The organism is Bacillus sp. FSL M7-0307 (assembly GCF_038627835.1).
GTDB lineage: Bacteria > Bacillota > Bacilli > Bacillales > Bacillaceae > Bacillus > Bacillus altitudinis.
Genome location: NZ_CP152023.1, coordinates 37,566 through 53,834, shown reverse-complemented (window position 1 = coordinate 53,834; position 16,269 = coordinate 37,566). Strand labels below are relative to the sequence as shown.

The 16,269-nt window shown below is 40.7% G+C and carries 19 protein-coding genes and 1 rRNA gene; 1 reads left to right on the top strand and 19 read right to left on the bottom strand.

Annotated elements, in window-relative coordinates; all coding sequences use genetic code 11:
- Window positions 1-85: 85 nt before the first annotated feature.
- The 5 genes from rsmA to metG form a co-directional block, all read right to left on the bottom strand.
- Window positions 86-964 carry a 16S rRNA (adenine(1518)-N(6)/adenine(1519)-N(6))-dimethyltransferase RsmA gene (gene rsmA / locus MHI41_RS00280; protein ID WP_008341873.1) on the bottom strand — a complete coding sequence of 293 codons (879 nt, stop codon included), beginning with the start codon at window positions 962-964 and terminating at the stop codon, window positions 86-88.
- Complete coding sequence (rnmV, locus tag MHI41_RS00275) at window positions 957-1,517, bottom strand: ribonuclease M5 (RefSeq protein WP_008341876.1); 561 nt, start codon at window positions 1,515-1,517, stop codon at window positions 957-959. The genes rsmA and rnmV overlap by 8 nt, the downstream gene beginning before the upstream one ends.
- Window positions 1,518-1,677: 160 nt before the next feature.
- Entirely contained in the window at window positions 1,678-2,880 is a 1,203-nt protein-coding gene (locus MHI41_RS00270) for a G5 and 3D domain-containing protein (RefSeq protein WP_136945076.1), read from the bottom strand.
- A gap of 244 nt (window positions 2,881-3,124) precedes the next feature.
- The gene (locus MHI41_RS00265; protein WP_008341882.1) at window positions 3,125-3,892 is read right to left on the bottom strand and encodes a TatD family hydrolase; all 768 of its coding nucleotides are present in this window, start codon (window positions 3,890-3,892) and stop codon (window positions 3,125-3,127) included.
- 81 nt (window positions 3,893-3,973) lie between these two features.
- A complete protein-coding gene (gene metG / locus MHI41_RS00260; protein WP_272755666.1) occupies window positions 3,974-5,974 on the bottom strand; it encodes a methionine--tRNA ligase in 2,001 nt (666 codons plus the stop codon).
- 519 nt (window positions 5,975-6,493) lie between these two features.
- Between metG and MHI41_RS00255 the strand changes: the two genes are divergently transcribed.
- Window positions 6,494-6,784 carry an AbrB/MazE/SpoVT family DNA-binding domain-containing protein gene (locus MHI41_RS00255; RefSeq protein WP_087975202.1) on the top strand — a complete coding sequence of 97 codons (291 nt, stop codon included), beginning with the start codon at window positions 6,494-6,496 and terminating at the stop codon, window positions 6,782-6,784.
- Between the two features lie 44 nt (window positions 6,785-6,828).
- Here MHI41_RS00255 and rsmI read toward each other — a convergent pair whose 3' ends face one another.
- The 14 genes from rsmI to rrf all read right to left on the bottom strand — a co-directional run bounded on the left by rsmI (window position 6,829) and on the right by rrf (window position 16,256).
- Window positions 6,829-7,710 (bottom strand): 16S rRNA (cytidine(1402)-2'-O)-methyltransferase, encoded by an 882-nt coding sequence (gene rsmI, locus MHI41_RS00250; protein WP_008341890.1) that lies wholly within the window; start codon window positions 7,708-7,710, stop codon window positions 6,829-6,831.
- Window positions 7,685-7,984: a GIY-YIG nuclease family protein gene (locus tag MHI41_RS00245; protein WP_019744059.1), complete on the bottom strand. Its 300-nt coding sequence runs from the start codon at window positions 7,982-7,984 to the stop codon at window positions 7,685-7,687. The genes rsmI and MHI41_RS00245 overlap by 26 nt, the downstream gene beginning before the upstream one ends.
- Window positions 7,971-8,714: a tRNA1(Val) (adenine(37)-N6)-methyltransferase gene (locus MHI41_RS00240; protein WP_017359328.1), complete on the bottom strand. Its 744-nt coding sequence runs from the start codon at window positions 8,712-8,714 to the stop codon at window positions 7,971-7,973. The genes MHI41_RS00245 and MHI41_RS00240 overlap by 14 nt, the downstream gene beginning before the upstream one ends.
- Window positions 8,715-8,769: 55 nt before the next feature.
- Window positions 8,770-9,123 (bottom strand): DNA replication initiation control protein YabA, encoded by a 354-nt coding sequence (yabA, locus tag MHI41_RS00235; protein ID WP_007496228.1) that lies wholly within the window; start codon window positions 9,121-9,123, stop codon window positions 8,770-8,772.
- A gap of 14 nt (window positions 9,124-9,137) precedes the next feature.
- On the bottom strand, window positions 9,138-9,965 hold the full coding sequence (locus tag MHI41_RS00230; protein WP_007496230.1) for a stage 0 sporulation family protein: 828 nt from the start codon (window positions 9,963-9,965) through the stop codon (window positions 9,138-9,140).
- A gap of 2 nt (window positions 9,966-9,967) precedes the next feature.
- Entirely contained in the window at window positions 9,968-10,957 is a 990-nt protein-coding gene (holB, locus tag MHI41_RS00225; RefSeq protein ID WP_017359329.1) for a DNA polymerase III subunit delta', read from the bottom strand.
- 11 nt (window positions 10,958-10,968) lie between these two features.
- A complete protein-coding gene (locus tag MHI41_RS00220) occupies window positions 10,969-11,409 on the bottom strand; it encodes a YaaR family protein (protein WP_008341898.1) in 441 nt (146 codons plus the stop codon).
- Between the two features lie 12 nt (window positions 11,410-11,421).
- Window positions 11,422-11,751: a cyclic-di-AMP receptor gene (locus MHI41_RS00215; protein ID WP_012008640.1), complete on the bottom strand. Its 330-nt coding sequence runs from the start codon at window positions 11,749-11,751 to the stop codon at window positions 11,422-11,424.
- A gap of 79 nt (window positions 11,752-11,830) precedes the next feature.
- The gene (gene tmk / locus MHI41_RS00210) at window positions 11,831-12,469 is read right to left on the bottom strand and encodes a dTMP kinase (protein WP_041091583.1); all 639 of its coding nucleotides are present in this window, start codon (window positions 12,467-12,469) and stop codon (window positions 11,831-11,833) included.
- On the bottom strand, window positions 12,466-13,872 hold the full coding sequence (locus tag MHI41_RS00205; RefSeq protein WP_035704076.1) for an aminotransferase class I/II-fold pyridoxal phosphate-dependent enzyme: 1,407 nt from the start codon (window positions 13,870-13,872) through the stop codon (window positions 12,466-12,468). Before MHI41_RS00205 ends, tmk begins: the two co-directional genes overlap by 4 nt.
- 77 nt (window positions 13,873-13,949) lie before the next feature.
- A complete protein-coding gene (locus tag MHI41_RS00200) occupies window positions 13,950-15,014 on the bottom strand; it encodes a toxic anion resistance protein (RefSeq protein WP_270110101.1) in 1,065 nt (354 codons plus the stop codon).
- A gap of 21 nt (window positions 15,015-15,035) precedes the next feature.
- Window positions 15,036-15,650: a 5-bromo-4-chloroindolyl phosphate hydrolysis family protein gene (locus MHI41_RS00195; protein WP_046342403.1), complete on the bottom strand. Its 615-nt coding sequence runs from the start codon at window positions 15,648-15,650 to the stop codon at window positions 15,036-15,038.
- Between the two features lie 128 nt (window positions 15,651-15,778).
- Window positions 15,779-15,970, bottom strand: coding sequence for a sigma factor G inhibitor Gin (locus MHI41_RS00190; RefSeq protein WP_017359334.1), 192 nt, complete (start codon window positions 15,968-15,970; stop codon window positions 15,779-15,781).
- 170 nt (window positions 15,971-16,140) lie between these two features.
- Window positions 16,141-16,256 (bottom strand): 5S ribosomal RNA (rrf, locus tag MHI41_RS00185).
- Between the last annotated feature and the right edge of the window lie 13 nt (window positions 16,257-16,269).

The window sequence follows — 16,269 nt, the reverse complement described above, 5'->3', positions numbered from 1 at the left end:
GGCACGGAGCGTATTTGACATTCGTGAGTACCAGCGCGCAGGACTGACACCGAATGCGAGGGTTTGTCTACACGCTGAAAAGCCCTTATGAAAGGGCTTTGTGTAAAACATTGGACAAACGGGCAAATTCATCGATTGACAATGATTCACCGCGGCGTTTCCCATCAACCTCAGCTGTTACAAGGGCTTCTTCAATGATGGCTTTATGTTTCTTGCCATCTGGCAGATTGTTCATCAAGTTATTCATCAATGTCTTCCGGCGCTGGCCAAAACTCGCACGAATCAGTTGAAAGAAAAACGTATCATTGTCTACTGAGACCGCAGGTGTTTCACGAACAGTTAGTTTGATCACGGCTGAATCCACATTTGGCTGTGGGACGAAAACCGTTTTCGGCACAACCATTACCGTCTTCGCTTCTGTATAAAATTGCACCGCAATCGACAAAGAGTTGTATTCTTTTGATGAAGGAACAGCAGCCATGCGATCTGCTACTTCTTTTTGCAGCATGACAACGATTCCTTTCAATGGAAGGTTTTCTTCAAGCAATTTCATAATAATTGGTGTCGTCACATAGTAAGGAAGGTTTGCTACGACCATTACTTCTTTACAGTCAGCAAACTGTTCTTCAATCACCTTTCTTACATCTGCCTTCAATACGTCTTGATGTATAATGGTGACATTATCGTATGGAGAAAGCGTATCGTTTAAAATCGGCAATAGGCGCTGGTCGATTTCAAAAGCCGTGACTTTCTTTGCCCGTTTAGCGAGCTGTTCAGTCAACGCACCGATACCAGGGCCAATTTCAATCACACCTGTCTCATCCGTAATCTCTGCATGATCGACAATGCGATCTAAAATATTCGTATCAATTAAAAAGTTTTGCCCTAAGCTCTTTTTAAAAGAGAAACCGTACTTCTTCAGTATTTCCTTCGTTCTGATGGGCGTCGCAATATCTTTATTCATCGGCTTCCTCCTGCATGACGGTCTTTAAGGCCGCAATAAAATCCTCTTTCGTTATTTGGAACATGTGAAGACGCTTTTGCAGCTGCTTCGCATTTGTATATCCTATATTTAAAAGCACACCTAATCGTTCGCGGCGGCGTTTTGATGCTTCGCCTCCGATAAGGCCTGCGTCAAATAAATCGTCTAACGTAATCTCGCTTTCTGATTCTTCCATTTCCTCATGGACATGTGCAAGGCATTCTCGAATACTGTCCAAGGAAGCATGCTCGACACCAATTCCTTTGTCCCGCTTCGCTTTCGCAAGGTGTTTTGGTAAAAAGGCGTGCTTACAGCCAGGGACAGCCTCTGCGATGGTTTTACGGATCTTTTCCCCAGGGAAGTCAGGATCAGTTAAAATGATAACCCCCCTCGTCTCCTGAGCAAGACGCACTTGTTGAATGACTGTATCGCCAATGGCAGATCCATTCGTTTCAATCGTATCTGCATCAACGGCCATCTTTACTCTAGCAGTGTCGTCACGACCCTCCACCACAATGATTTCTTTGATTTTCATGTATTCCTCCGCTTGCAAAAACAATCTACATTTTTTTGTCAAAAAATGAAACCTTCCATGCTGTTTTTGCGTCTAATTAATTAGAAAACAGTGCTTCTATTATAACCAAAAAAACAGAGGGTGCGCAAAGCCCTCTGTTCATATAAATGATTTGATGTGTTTATTTGAGCACTCTAATTTTCACTCGTTTATTTCCCCATTGATAAGCTGCCGACTTACTTGGGACGAACACATCAATTTTATTCCCTTTTATAGCAGATCCAGTGTCTGATGCAACGGCATACCCATAGCCTTCCACATACACTTTAGAGCCCAGCGGAATGACACTCGGGTCAACTGCTATGACCTTTGCACCTGGATTTGCTTTTAAATTAAAGCCTGTAGACGTTCTGCCCGTACATCCAGCACAGCTCGCTGTATAGGCTGTAGACGTCACATAGAACTCTTTTCCTGAAGATTCATTACTTCTTGAAACCGCAGGTGACGCTTTAGGTTCCTTCTTGGACACTTGTGTACCAACGGCCACTAAACGATCCTTACTGTCTTTTGCAGTAACCTCTTTAATTAATTCTTTAGACACCACTTTGCCGTTTTCTTTCACAATGGCATAGTGCTTCTTTAATTTACCTTCTTCACCTTTTTCAAGCACCTTCTCTTTTCCTTTTTCAAGAGATCGATCCTTTTTATGTTTGGTATCAAAAGCAATTTTCTCTTCCACTACATCGGTGACTTTTTCCACCCGAGTGATCTTCACATCTGCGCTTTTTTTAGAAAGGTGACTATGTAACGCAGGTTTGATCTTATCGTGCTTCTTGAGCTTCAGCTCTTGTTGCTTTAAAAAGTCAGCGACCGTAGTCGAAGTGGTCCACACTTTCTTATCCTTTCCTCCATCGTTTAAGCTGACCTGGAAGGCCTGCTGAACCACAAGATCCATATTCTTTTTAATCTTGTCATTCTTTCCTGGAGTTACTTGATCGTGCTTCCCAATATCTATCTTCTCATTCTTCAATAATGCTCCAACCGTCTGATCTGTTGTCCATATCGTTTTCTCTTTCCCATCTAGGGTGAGATGAACCGGTATAGCCGCATCATACACAATGTTCATGTTGTCTTGAATCTTTGTATTTAGACTTGGAGAGATATGATCCTCCGCCTTGGTCCTTATTCCAAGGTCTGAAAGCAGCTGTGCTACTGTCTCTTCATGTGTACGAATTGTCTTCTCTTTGCCATTGATTGAAATGGTAATAGACTGCTTAGTGAGCTCATGCGCACCGTAAGCCGTCCCAGTTCCAGCTAAAAGCAAGCAAGTGACTAGAAATAAAACCTTGCCTTTTCCTAGCTTGACAGAAAACAGATTTTTCATTTTTTGTACGATGAAAAACGCCTCCTTCTCCTCGGAGAGATTATATAGAGTATCTCAAAACCTGTCAACCCTTCCACCCACTGTACAAAAATGCTCGATTGTAAACCTATTATGGGAGATTTTTGGAAGGAAGGGAAGAAAGACTTATCGACAACTTATCCTATGAGGAGGCGCAAACGTGTAGAACTTTTTCGTTATGTTTCACAATTGGACAAGCTTAAACAAGGATTGACATCATATACTGTCAGTTTATACGGAAAACTTTTTTCGCATTTTCTGTTGTCAATGCAGCAAGCTCTTCAAAGCTCATTTCTCGCAATTCAGCAATTTGTTCTGCGATATATTTCACATAGCTCGGCTCATTCCGTTTCCCTCTAAATGGAGCTGGAGTTAAATATGGACAGTCTGTTTCAATCAACAGACGATCACTTGGAATATCCTTTACAACTTCCTTTGGTTTTTTTGCATTTTTAAATGTGACAGGTCCACCAAATGAGATATAAAAGTTCATTTCCATACACGCTTTTGCAATTTCGAGGCTGCCAGTAAAGCAGTGCATAATTCCTCCAACTTCTGCCGCTCCTTCTTCTTTTAAGATCGTCACTACATCTTCCGTAGCGTCACGGTTATGAATGATAATTGGCAGATTCACTTCTTTCGCAAGAGCAATTTGACGTCTAAAGACTTCTTTTTGCACATCTTTTGGCGACTTGTCCCAATAGTAATCTAGACCCATTTCTCCAATGGCAACAACCTTTTTATGTTGAGATAATTCTTTGATCCAAGCCAAATCTTCATCTGTCATATCAATGGCATCAACAGGATGCCAGCCGATGGCTGCATAAATAAAATCATATGCTTCAATTAGCTCCATCGCTCTCGTAATGGTTGGACGATCAAACCCGACCACCACAATATTCTCTACCTTTTCACTTTTGGCTCTTTCAATCACCTGCTCTAAGTCTTCATTATATTGTTCAGCATTTAAGTGGGCATGTGTATCAAATAACATGGTTGATTGCTCCTTTCGACAATTCTTCTGAAAAACAAAAGGTGTTCGACGAAATGTTACACGTGGAACACCTTTGTTGAATTATAAAATTTTTGTTCCATTTGCTAGAGATTGATCTACTTCAAGAACCTGCAATTTACCACCAGTTTCTCCAGTTAAAATCATTCCCTGGGAAATTTCCCCTCTTAGTTTAACTGGTGTGAGATTCGCTACGCAGACGAGCTTCTTCCCTACCAATTCTTCTGGTTGATAATGCTTGGCAATCCCTGAGACAATTTGTCTCTTTTCAAATCCAAAATCAAGCTGAAGCTTTAAGAGACGATCAGCTTTTTTCACTGGTGCTGCTTCCAATACTTGTGCTACACGAAGGTCAACTTTCGAAAAATCATCGAAGGCGATTTCGGCACCCAGCTCAGGTAATTCAGTTTCTTCTATTTCAACTGTCTCTTCTTCTACCTTAGGCGCACTTCCCTGCATCTTCTCTTTAATGTATGCCACTTCTTCTTCAACCTCTAAACGAGGGAACAATGGCTCACCTTTTTGTACCGTCGCTTTTTGGATCGCACCGAAAGAAAGAATGCTTTCCCAGCTTTTGAGTTTCTCTTCTTCAATTCCAAGCTGGAAGAAGATTTTCTCAGGTGTTTTTGTTAAGAATGGCGTTAACAACACAGCTGTGATTCGGAGTGATTCTGCTAAATGGTACATCACCGAATGCAGTTCTTTTCGTTTTGTTTCATCCTTTGCTAACACCCATGGAGCTGTTTGATCAATATATTTATTTGTTCTGCTGATTAATGTCCAAACATTTGAAAGAGCCACTGAGAATTCGAGGTTTTCCATCGCTTCTTCATAGGCTTTCACCGTTTGTTCAGCTACAGCTTTTAGTTCCTCATCAAACTCATTGACTGGTCCCTTATAGCTGCTTAATGTACCGTCGAAGTATTTTTGCACCATCGCCACTGTACGATTAAGCAAGTTTCCTAAATCATTGGCAAGGTCATAGTTTACACGTTCCACGAATCCTTCTGGTGTAAACACACCGTCTGCACCAAATGGTACTTCGCGTAGCAGATAATAACGAAGAGCATCAAGACCATAGCGATCAATTAACGTAACAGGATCTACTACGTTCCCTTTTGATTTAGACATTTTTCCATCTTTCATGAGCAGCCAGCCATGTGCAAAAATTTGTTTTGGCAACGGCAGATCAAGTGCCATCAACATAATTGGCCAGTAAATTGTATGGAATCGTACAATTTCTTTCCCGACTAGGTGTACGTTGGCAGGCCAATATTTTTTATATTTTTCATCTTGATCGGTTCCGTAGCCAATCGCTGTTAAGTAGTTGAATAACGCATCAATCCATACATAGATGACGTGCTTCGGATTATTAGGTACTTTAATGCCCCAATCAAAGGTTGTTCTTGATACAGCTAAATCCTCTAACCCCGGTTTAATGAAGTTATTAATCATTTCATTCTTTCTTGATTCAGGCTGAATGAACGACGGGTTCTTTTCGTAATAGTCTAGTAAGCGATCAGCATACTTACTCATACGGAAGAAATATGATTCCTCTTTAATCAATTCAACAGGGTGTCCACTGTCTGGGCTTTTCCCTCCAACGACTTCCCCTTTCTCATTTCGCTCAACATCAACAAGCTGTGTTTCCGTATAGAATGTTTCATCAGGAATACTGTACCAGCCCTCATATTGATCTAAATAAATATCTCCTTGATCAAGCAGCTTTTGAAAGACTTGCTCAATGATTTTCGTATGTCTTTTTTCCGTTGTACGAATGAAATCATCGTTTGAAATGTCGAGTTTCTTCCATAATGATTTAATGTCAGCAACGACCGGATCTAAATACTCAATCGGTGTAATATTTTGTTCTTCAGCTTTTTGCTGAATTTTTTGTCCGTGCTCATCTGTACCCGTTAAATACATCACATCATAGCCTTGCAGACGTTTATAACGAGCCATGGCATCCCCTGCCACTGTCGTATAAGCATGTCCAATATGTAATTTTCCGCTCGGATAGTAAATTGGTGTAGTCAGATAAAACGTTTTTTTCTTTTCCGGCATGTCGGAACCTCCTGCTTGTGTGTAAATGTCAAAAACTCCCGCCCAATGGACGAGAGCGGTCATCATACTTCATTAAAATGTGTCAGATCATTTCATTATGTTTTGCACTTGTGCTTTCTCTATGATACCATCTTAGCCTTTAAGATCAAGCATATATACATAGAACAGAATGAAATGAACGAAAAAGATGAGTTTTTCGGAAAAAACGACAAACCGCTCGACATTTTGTCGAATATTGTCGTATGAAATCTATTTCCAGATTTACAATTGGCTAAATTAGGGCAAAAGTCTTGTTAATCTGTTATCGTCATTTTTCATATTTTTATAGATAAATTCTGAAAAATCCTTATACACCGGTAGTTTCAAGGTCCTTTGACTTTAAGAGTCATATTTTACAAACAATAGTAAACAAAATGATTGACGATTTATGGAAACCTTGTTATGCTAGGAATGTAAGGAATTTGTCGAATAATGACGAAGATAATATTATATTAAGAATAAGAACTTTTTGGGAGGAGAATGAAGATGAAATCTACAGGTATTGTACGTAAAGTTGACGAATTAGGACGCGTGGTGATTCCAATCGAGCTTCGCCGTACGTTAGGAATCGCAGAAAAAGACGCTTTGGAAATTTATGTTGATGATGAAAAAATTATCCTAAAAAAATATAAACCAAACATGACTTGCCAAGTAACAGGTGAAGTATCAGACGATAACCTTAAACTTGCTAATGGTAAATTAGTTCTTAGTCGTGAAGGTGCAGAGCAAATCATTAACGAAATCCAAAACCAACTTCAATCACAAAAATAAGTTTTATATAAAAAGGTTCTTGCACCGTTTGCAAGAACCTTTCTTTATTGTTCAATATGATACGCATCATAGATCGTCCGCTTTGGCACACCACGTTCGACCGCAGTACGTTTAATAGCCTCTTTTGACGTTAACCCTTCCTCTATGTAATGGATCACGTGCTCTTTTTCAGATAAAGAATTCCACCAAGCTTCTTCATTCAGTTCTTCTTCATCCTGATCATTTCCTTGTACGACGAGACAGAACTCACCACGGATTTGTTGTTCTGTCACCCAAGTCAGCGCGTATTCTAAATCTCCACGAATAAACTCTTCAAATTTCTTTGTCAGTTCTCTCGTAATGGCAATATTCCGGTTCCCCCACACTTCTTTCATCACAGTCAGCGTTTCTTTTAACCGATGGGGCGCTTCATAGAAAATAATTGTTTCTTGGCGTTTCTTCAATGCTTCCAGCTGTTTTTTCTTTTCCTTTTTTTGACGATCAAGAAAACCGTAAAAGAAAAATGGCTGTGGTGCGATTCCTGACGCAATAAGCGCCGTAAGTGCTGCGTTTGCACCAGGTAACGGAATGACATAGCCTCCGATGTTCGTAAAGTCTCGAACCACTTCGGCTCCTGGATCAGAGATCGTCGGTAAACCGGCATCGCTCACGAGTGCAATATTCTTTCCTTCTTTTAACCATTCGATTAACTTGTGACCACTGCTATCTTTGTTATGTTCATGATAACTCGTTAATGGGGTATCAATTTCATAGACATGACAAAGCTTTTTCGTTTGTCTCGTATCTTCTGCGGCAATATAGTCTACATCCTTTAACGTTTGTATCGCTCGAAACGTCATATCTTCTAAGTTTCCAATCGGGGTTGGTACGAGATAAAGAATACCCATTTCTGATTGACCATCAAAGCTTTTCTGTGTCTTTTTCATGTGCCGCCTCCTTTTTGATTCGCTTTTCTTCTATATACATGTCCTTTTTTCGACGTGTCCACGTTTTGAAACGATATTCCTGTTGCATGGCTTCTCTTTTGGTTAAAAAGCATTCGTGGTAATAGAGTTCCACCGGCCGTCTAGCTCTCGTATACTTTGCACCCTTCCCACTATTATGGGCAGTCAGCCTTTTTTGTAAATCATTTGTATACCCAGCGTACAAACTGCCATCTGCACATTTCAATACATAGAAATAATGACTATGCTTCTCCATACAGTATCGTCCTGATTTCTTTTGTATACTCTTGGTCTTCTCCATAAACAAAAAGCGGCGGGAGAATTTTCAAATCCGGCTTTCCATCTTTCATGCCTTCCACTAAAATGGTATTCGCTTCTTTTCCTTGTTTCGGATATACAAATTGAATTCGTTTTGGCTCAATTCGGTATTTCTTCATCATTTCAACAATCTCAAGCAGCCGTCCAGGACGGTGAACCATTGCCAGTTTGCCTCCTTGCTTTAGCAAAGTGGAAGAAACACGAATGACATCTTCTAATGTACAATGAATCTCATGACGTGCGATCGCCAAATACTCATTTTCATTGATTTCATCCTTAGAAGGAGTCTTAAAATATGGCGGATTACAAGTAATCACGTCTACTTTGTGGTTTCCGTACCGTTTAGGCATATCATTTAAATCACCATGGATCAACTCAATCTGCTGCTCCAGTTGATTATGCGCCACACTTCTCTTTGCCATATCAAACAGGCGTTCTTGAATTTCAACCCCTGTAATAGAGGCTTTAGATCTCGTCGAAAGCAGCAATGGAACGATGCCATTTCCCGTACAAAGATCAATAATCTCCCCTTTTTGAATCGGCACATACGCAAATTTTGCTAATAACACTGCATCCAATGAAAAGGCGAACACCGTTTTACTTTGAATAATTTTCATATCTTCTGCAAGCAAGTAGTCTAAACGTTCATCTTCTCTTAACGAAACCATGATGTATCCTTTCTTTTCCTGTGAAAAAGGCTCCCGATTCAGCGGAAGCCTTTTCTCATTTTTTATTTAAAAATGACAGACAGAACAAACAGTCTCCCTCTTTCCGAATGCTCCCATAATGTACATTACAAATATGGAAGCCCTCCTGATATAAACGAGCTAGGTTATCATGACCTTCTCCTATATCAGAATGACTTGGCTTCTGGGCAGAATCATGCTCTGCCTCAGACGATTTATCTCGATCGGATTGATCCAGACGTTCACGCAAGTGCTGATTCTCCATCTGTAGCTGATGATTTTCTTCAATCACTTCACCGATATGATTTTTCAAATCACCTAGCTGGCGATAAAGAGAACCGATTTGTTCTTCTAAATTAATCACCGTATCAAATAGTTCCTTTTTATCCAAGGTGGCACACCTCGTTACTCAGTTGTTTGTGCAGATACAACGCCTTCTTGTAATAATTCTTCCCAAGTATATTCTATCACTTTTTCTTGCCCGGTTAATTCAACTTGCAAAATTCGTTCTAAAATATTAAGCCCTACTACCTTTGCAGAGCCATTAGACGTCTGAATCGTTTCACCGATGTCCGGTAATTGTTCTTTTGCTGTTTCGTACTCATCATTCTCATATTTCAAGCAGCACATTAAACGGCCGCAAAGCCCTGAAATTTTGGTAGGGTTTAACGAGAGGTTTTGATCTTTTGCCATTTTAATGGACACAGGTTCAAAATCTCCTAAGAAAGTTGAACAGCAAAGCATACGTCCACACGGACCAATGCCGCCTAGCATTTTTGCCTCGTCTCTTACACCGATTTGACGAAGTTCAATTCTCGTCTTAAAAATAGATGCAAGATCCTTGACCAGCTCACGGAAATCTACTCTGCCATCCGCTGTAAAATAGAAGATGACCTTGTTGCGGTCGAATGTAAATTCGACATCGACCAGCTTCATTTCCAGGCCGTGTTCACTTACTTTCTGAAGACATGTGTCAAAGGCTGCCATCGCTGCTTCTTTGTTCTCCTCAACGATGAGCCGGTCTCGTTCGTCTGCGACGCGAATCACCTTACGCAAAGGGAGAACCACATCGTGTTCATCTACTTTTTTATTGGCGATGACCACTTGCCCGTACTCAACACCTCTGACTGTTTCTACAATGACACAACTATCATTTTCTATATGAAATCCATTAGGATCGAAATAATAGATTTTGCCCGCTTTTTTAAAGCGAACACCAATTACGTTGTACAAGCTTATCCCTCCTGCAACATCAACACCAATTGCTCCATTAGCCCTTGGGCATTCACGTTGGATTGAAGTCTCTTTTTCGCTTCTAATACAGCAAGGATCTGATTCGTCACCATCTGCTGTGTGGAATGCAGCGCGTGCTGCTTCATTGTCTGGAATAAGTCTTGATAAATGACTTTATCTTCATTTCCTATTTGAATCGACAATACATCACGATATATAAATAAAAGCATATCAAGACCAGTTTCTTGAAGGTCTTTCTCTTTGAAAAAAGGCATCCATTGATCTTGTATATAAAAAAATGCATGTTCTTTTCGCTGGTGTAAGACTTCATACAATTTTATCACTTTCGCTCTAGACTCTGCAAACTGATCATTTCGACTTAATTCGAGTGCTTCTGCTAAATTATTGGTTAAATTCGACAAAAGCCTTGCAAGATCCTGAGACACGCCTTCTTGTAAAAGCTGCTGCTCCAAAGATTGCGGCTGCAGCGGCTTAAAGCTAAGCATCTGACATCTTGAAATAATCGTATCCAGCATTTTATGCGATTGTTCAGTGATTAAAACTGCCATCGTTTCCCGGTTGGGCTCCTCTAGGAACTTTAATAAACTGTTCGCAGCATTGACCGTCATTTTGTCCGCATGGAGAATGATATACATTTTCCGATGCGATTCTACGCCTGCTTTTGTAAATTCCTCCTGCAAAGCCTGCACTTGCGCCTTCTTAATTGATTGACCGTCAGGCTGCACTAGATGTAAATCTGGATGGTTGCCAGACTGAATTCTTTTGCAGTTTTGACAGGACTCACATGGTTTCACTCCTGCTTCCAAACAAAAAAAGCTCTTCGCTAAAAGCATCGCAGCATCTAGCTTTCCGGTCCCTTTTTTTCCTTCAAATAAGTAAGCATGAGCCAGTCGGTCTTTATCAATACTATTAAAAATCAGCCGCATGACGCGCGGCTGTAAATCATTCATGTCATCCCAGCTAATTGCCATGTTATCACTCTCTATGTGTAAAGGTTAATCAATAAACCTTTTATTTCTCCAATACGTTCAAGCAAATCAATCGAGGGTTTCTCCTGATTCATCATATCTTCTGTTAACTCAATCAGCTTTTCATCTAATGCTTTGACTAAAGCGAGTGTTCGTGTGTTGCCATAAATGTCAAAGCTCCTTGATGTCTCTATATTTAATCCATTATCGACTGTTTCTTTTACAAAGCGTTTCACAAGTCCTTTAAACCTAGCCAAATCTTTAAGGTTTCGTGACTTTGTCAGTTTCTTGCCGAAGACTTCGATATCGCTCAGCATGACTGTCAGCTGCTCTAAACGCATTTTACCACTTTGTGTCTCCATCGATGATTTAAACGATGCTGAAGTTTGGCTTCCTTTCATCGCTTGAAGTTCACGCTTTTCTAAAAGCAGCCGCATATCTTGATTAATTTTCACAGCAACCCATCCTTAAAATTGATGAAATTGTTCAACTGGCAGAATAAAGACGGTAGCTCCACCAACTTCAACCTCAACAGGGTATGGTACATATGAATCTGCATTTCCACCCATTGGTGATACAGGCGCGATCATTTGATCACGTTTACGGCAATTTTCCTTGATTAGCTGTAACGCTTTATCCACTCGGACATCATCACAACCAATGATAAAAGTCGTATTCCCAGACTTTAAAAATCCACCAGTCGAAGCTAATTTTGTCACGCCGAATTGATGTTCGGTCAATATTTTCAATAACTTGCTGCTATCTTGATCCTGTACAACGGCAACAATTAATTTCATTTGATTGGCCTCCTTCATTTTAGGCACAGGTGACATGCCGATGTCTTCCTCTATATTATAACAACGATTGGGAATGAGGTCATATTTGATTTTTCTTTAATGTGTCCTGAATCAGCTGAAACACTTCATTAAAGACATCCTGAACAGGCTGAGACGCATCTACTACACGGAATCGTTCTGGTGATTGCGCAATCAGCTGCTCATATCCTTCTCTGACCATTTGATGAAAATTCAGTGTTTCCATGTCTAATCGATTTTTTTCTCTTCCTTGATTGGCATCAATTCGCTTTAGACCTTCCTCTGGTGTAATGGAAAAGTAAATGGTCATTTGCGGCATCGTGCCATTAATGGCAAAATCATTAATGGATTTGACTTCTTCAATCCCAAGCCCTCTCGCATAGCCCTGATAAGCAAGGGAGCTGTCTACAAAACGATCACATAAAACAGTTTCCCCCCGCTTCAATGCCGGTTCTACTTTCTCAGCCAAATGCTGCCTTCTAGCTGCTGCATAAAGCAATGCCTCTGTTTTTGCGTCCATTTTTGTATTTTTTTCATTTAAAATGACTTCACGAATTTGCTCTGCAATATCAATGCCTCCGGGCTCACGTGTCGCCATCACTGCATAGCCTTGACGTTCCATTTCTTCGTACACTTTTCGAATCACTGTCGTTTTTCCAGCACCCTCTGGCCCTTCAAACGTAATAAACATACCGCTCATAGTGTCTCCTCTTCTATATAAACATATAATTTTCTCTGGTGAATCACCTGACTTGCTTGCACATGAACTTGATGCCCAAGCAAACGGCTTAACGTCTCAACTTGATCTGATTCAATAGGTTCTCCTTTGATCATCAAAGGAATGCCAGGCGGATAGGGAATGACCGATTCTGCACTAATCCGGCCAGCTGCTTTTTCGAATGGAACAGCTTCTACATCTCGCTTTTGCTGATCGTGCTCTAAGAAGAGCGATCCCGTTTGAGGCTCTTTTTTTATAAGCAATGAATCACTTTGCTGAAGAGCCTGCTCTATAGCTGTAAAAGGAACGTCCTTTGTCTGTCCTAGACCAAAAACAAGTAAGACTTGATGTTCATCCGCAAGTTCTGGGTGAACCTCCACCGACTCAAGCACCTTTTTTAGTTCATAGCCTGTCAGCCCTTTTGTTGAACGAATGACACATTTTAATGGATCCATAGGTAAAGAGTCAGACTCAACCACTTCGAGATTGGAGATCATATTGAACTGTGCTTTCAGATTTGCCAAGTCTCTCATGATTTCGTCCATTAACCCTTTTCCCTTCAACTCCTCCACATAAGCTCTCGCCACATCTAACGAAGCCATAATTGGATAGGAAGGTGAACTGCTTTGAAGCATCGTTAATAACGTCTTTATCCGCTTCACATCAATTCGGTCTCCTTGAAGATGAAGATAAGACCCCATCGTCATTGCCGGAAGGGTTTTATGTGCTGATTGTACCACCACGTCTGCTCCATAGGAAAGGGCAGATGGAGGAAAGGCACCGCCTAATACAAAATGAGCACCATGTGCCTCATCAACTAATACAATGATGCCAGCTTCATGACACATTTGAATGAGCCCTGATAAATCAGCTGCATGTCCGTAGTAGTTCGGATATGTCAAAACGATTGCCCGGCAGTTAGGATGTGTCGCCATAGCTTGTTTGACTGTTTCCTCCGTCACATGAGTTGGGACGTGCAAGTACGGATCACTCTCAGTTTCTAACATAATAGGCGTCGCTCCCGCAAGCTCAATCGCATGGAACACAGACTTATGACAATTTCGCTGAACGAAAATGCCCTCCCCAGCCTGACAAGCAGACATCACCATTGCCAAATTGCCAACGGTTGTGCCATTCACAAGGAAAAAACTTTGTTTAGCTCCATATAGCTTTGCCAATAAATCCTCTGCCTCTTGAATCACCCCAGTCGGATGGTGAAGATCATCTAGACCTTCAAGTTCTGTCACATCCAGCTGAAGAATAGATGCATAATAGGACCGTGCCTCATCAAAAAAGACATCTCCATTGTGATGTCCCGGAACGTGAAAAGAATAGGGCTTCTTTTCCGCATGTTGTGATAATGCTGTATATAAAGGTGTTTTCAAACAAATCGACCCTTTTCACTTAAACGATATCTTATATCTATTATAACGTTCAAACAAGTGAACTGAAAGATGGATTCTCATTCCTTTATTGGTTTATGATTCACCAGCTTCTGCTCTGCCTCATACATGCTGCTTTTTAATTGAGCTCGTTCTTGGCTCCCATGTTCTTTTACCTCCAACGTTTCCTGCAATGTTTCGGCCAATTGGCGCTGAACCTTTTTCAACGTATCTATAGGCGTTAAGGATGCATCTTCAAGAAGCTGTCCTTGCTGCTTCGATACCTGTTCATATGTTTGCTGGATACGCTGCTCAAGCGCTGAATTGGCTCGCTGCTGAATATGATTGAACGCAATCGACATTTGGTTGATCCATAAAGGAATTGATGCGGAAACAGTTGATTGAATATGGTTGGCTAATGTATGGTTTGTATGCTGAATCATTCGAATTTGGGCATTACATTGCAGTGCAATTTGACGGCTCAACAGCAAATCATACTTCCGTTCTTTTAATCTCTCCATATATTCTTCTTCATCGACTTCCCGACTCATCAATTGCTCCTCTAATGTCCGATCATGTGACTGTGTTGATTCTGTTAGGGCATGTCGCTCTAACAGCGTCAATTTTGCTTCAACTGCTGCAACCTGTAACGTCATCTCTTGAAAGTATGATTGATTTTCTTCAAATAAACGCTCCAATAACTTATGGTCCGAAATTAACACGCCTCTGGCGTAACGAAGCCTTGCTGACAATCTCTCTATCTGTGCTTCTGCTTGTTTAAAACGAGATATGATCTCCTGAGTAGAACGCTTTTCTCGCTGAAACAACCTTAAAAAAAAGCCTCGCTTCTTTGGCAATAAATCCTCTGGCTCCACTAAATGCAGTTGCTGCAAAAAAGCTTCTAGAACGTCTCCGATTTGGTCAATATCTTTTTTCTCCACATATTGCATCATTTGTTTTGATTGTTCTAACAATCGTTCCTGCACACGTGTGCCATAGAAAAGCAGTTTTTGTGGATGGTCAGGGATCTTCTCAGCTCGCTGTAGCGCCTCCTGCTTTTCCTCATCAGATAAGGTATCAAACACCCGAAACGGAAGATCTGTAGTAGATGGGGCTGTTGGTATGACTGGATCTTCTGGTTTCATCGAGTTTGACTCCTTTCATATCTATTTTTTAATCATTTTATCGGCCACTTCAAGTTCAATATGAAGTGCTTCTATATCTCTTCCTAAAACTTGCTGTAAATCAATCGTTAATTGCTTTTGCAGTTCAGTCAGCGTGACTCGAGTTTGGCTTAATGTCATTTCAAGCTCATGGCTACGATTCGGCTGATTATACAGCAGTGCATATTTCTCAGTTAATTCAACAACAGAATCCAAACTCTCAAAATAAAACCGCTGTGCATCATAAAACCGGTTCGGTTCCTTTTTTGTTATCGTATAGATGCGTCGTGCAAGCCGAAGAATTTCATAATTATGCTTGATCGTCTGTACGTTCTTCACAGCAAATAAAGCTTTCTTCAAACGAACCAGCTTTTGCCCGGCTTCTTTTAAATGCTGTTTAATATATACATAATCACTGCGAGACAGTCCGTGTTTCTTCAAAAACAACTGGAAGGCAGCCCATCGGCTTCCTGCAAACATCACACCCCACCCAATCATCGCATACAGTATCGACAATCCAACATGATGATGGAAAACACCAATACTGACAGTTAAAATCACCAGCGAAAAAAGAGTAGAGAGAACGGCCCATACAAATGTGTAAAAAATTGATTTCATGTTCATCGACTCCTATGAATAATCAGGCTCTCTGTTTATCTTATTATTTATTACGGTTGATGTCCAAACTAAGTTCCAAAAAACAGGCCCAATCCCCGATTGCCCATAAAAAAAGACCATCTAATGGTCTATGAATACAAAGGCGGCGTATGAAGATTTTTAAGCTTTCTTACATAATCAGCATAACTAGGATCCGAGGTTGATGTAGAAATTAACTTTCGTTCACAATCTCGGCATAAAAACTGATGATATAAATAAATTCCCTTTGTTTTTTTCTCTTCACAAATCAAACAAATTGCTTCTCGCTCTTTTTTGCTCATTGTGACACCTCCACTTATAGCTTCAGTATGCCCTAGCGCTTTCAATTGTATACAAAATTAAGAATGTTTTAGATGATAGTTTAGTATATGTATCCATGCCAGATCGAGTGTTTGTTCCTTTTTTAAAATACAAAAAAGACCAGTTCCGATTGGAACTGATCCTTTGAAAAGCTTGGCGGCGTCCTACTCTCACAGGGGGAAACCCCCAACTACCATCGGCGCTGAAGAGCTTAACTTCCGTGTTCGGTATGGGAACGGGTGTGACCTCTTCGCTATCGCCACCAAACCTGATGGAGAGA

Coding starts and splice junctions, on each gene's coding strand:
- rsmA (WP_008341873.1), bottom strand. CDS start 964: ATGAATAAAGATATTGCGACGCCCATCAGAACGAAGGAAATACTGAAG.
- rnmV (WP_008341876.1), bottom strand. CDS start 1,517: ATGAAAATCAAAGAAATCATTGTGGTGGAGGGTCGTGACGACACTGCT.
- MHI41_RS00270 (WP_136945076.1), bottom strand. CDS start 2,880: ATGAAAAATCTGTTTTCTGTCAAGCTAGGAAAAGGCAAGGTTTTATTT.
- MHI41_RS00265 (WP_008341882.1), bottom strand. CDS start 3,892: ATGTTATTTGATACACATGCCCACTTAAATGCTGAACAATATAATGAA.
- metG (WP_272755666.1), bottom strand. CDS start 5,974: ATGCCGGAAAAGAAAAAAACGTTTTATCTGACTACACCAATTTACTAT.
- MHI41_RS00255 (WP_087975202.1), top strand. CDS start 6,494: ATGAAGATGAAATCTACAGGTATTGTACGTAAAGTTGACGAATTAGGA.
- rsmI (WP_008341890.1), bottom strand. CDS start 7,710: ATGAAAAAGACACAGAAAAGCTTTGATGGTCAATCAGAAATGGGTATT.
- MHI41_RS00245 (WP_019744059.1), bottom strand. CDS start 7,984: ATGGAGAAGCATAGTCATTATTTCTATGTATTGAAATGTGCAGATGGC.
- MHI41_RS00240 (WP_017359328.1), bottom strand. CDS start 8,714: ATGGTTTCGTTAAGAGAAGATGAACGTTTAGACTACTTGCTTGCAGAA.
- holB (WP_017359329.1), bottom strand. CDS start 10,957: ATGGCAATTAGCTGGGATGACATGAATGATTTACAGCCGCGCGTCATG.
- MHI41_RS00215 (WP_012008640.1), bottom strand. CDS start 11,751: ATGAAATTAATTGTTGCCGTTGTACAGGATCAAGATAGCAGCAAGTTA.
- tmk (WP_041091583.1), bottom strand. CDS start 12,469: ATGAGCGGTATGTTTATTACGTTTGAAGGGCCAGAGGGTGCTGGAAAA.
- MHI41_RS00200 (WP_270110101.1), bottom strand. CDS start 15,014: ATGAAACCAGAAGATCCAGTCATACCAACAGCCCCATCTACTACAGAT.
- MHI41_RS00195 (WP_046342403.1), bottom strand. CDS start 15,650: ATGAAATCAATTTTTTACACATTTGTATGGGCCGTTCTCTCTACTCTT.
- MHI41_RS00190 (WP_017359334.1), bottom strand. CDS start 15,970: ATGAGCAAAAAAGAGCGAGAAGCAATTTGTTTGATTTGTGAAGAGAAA.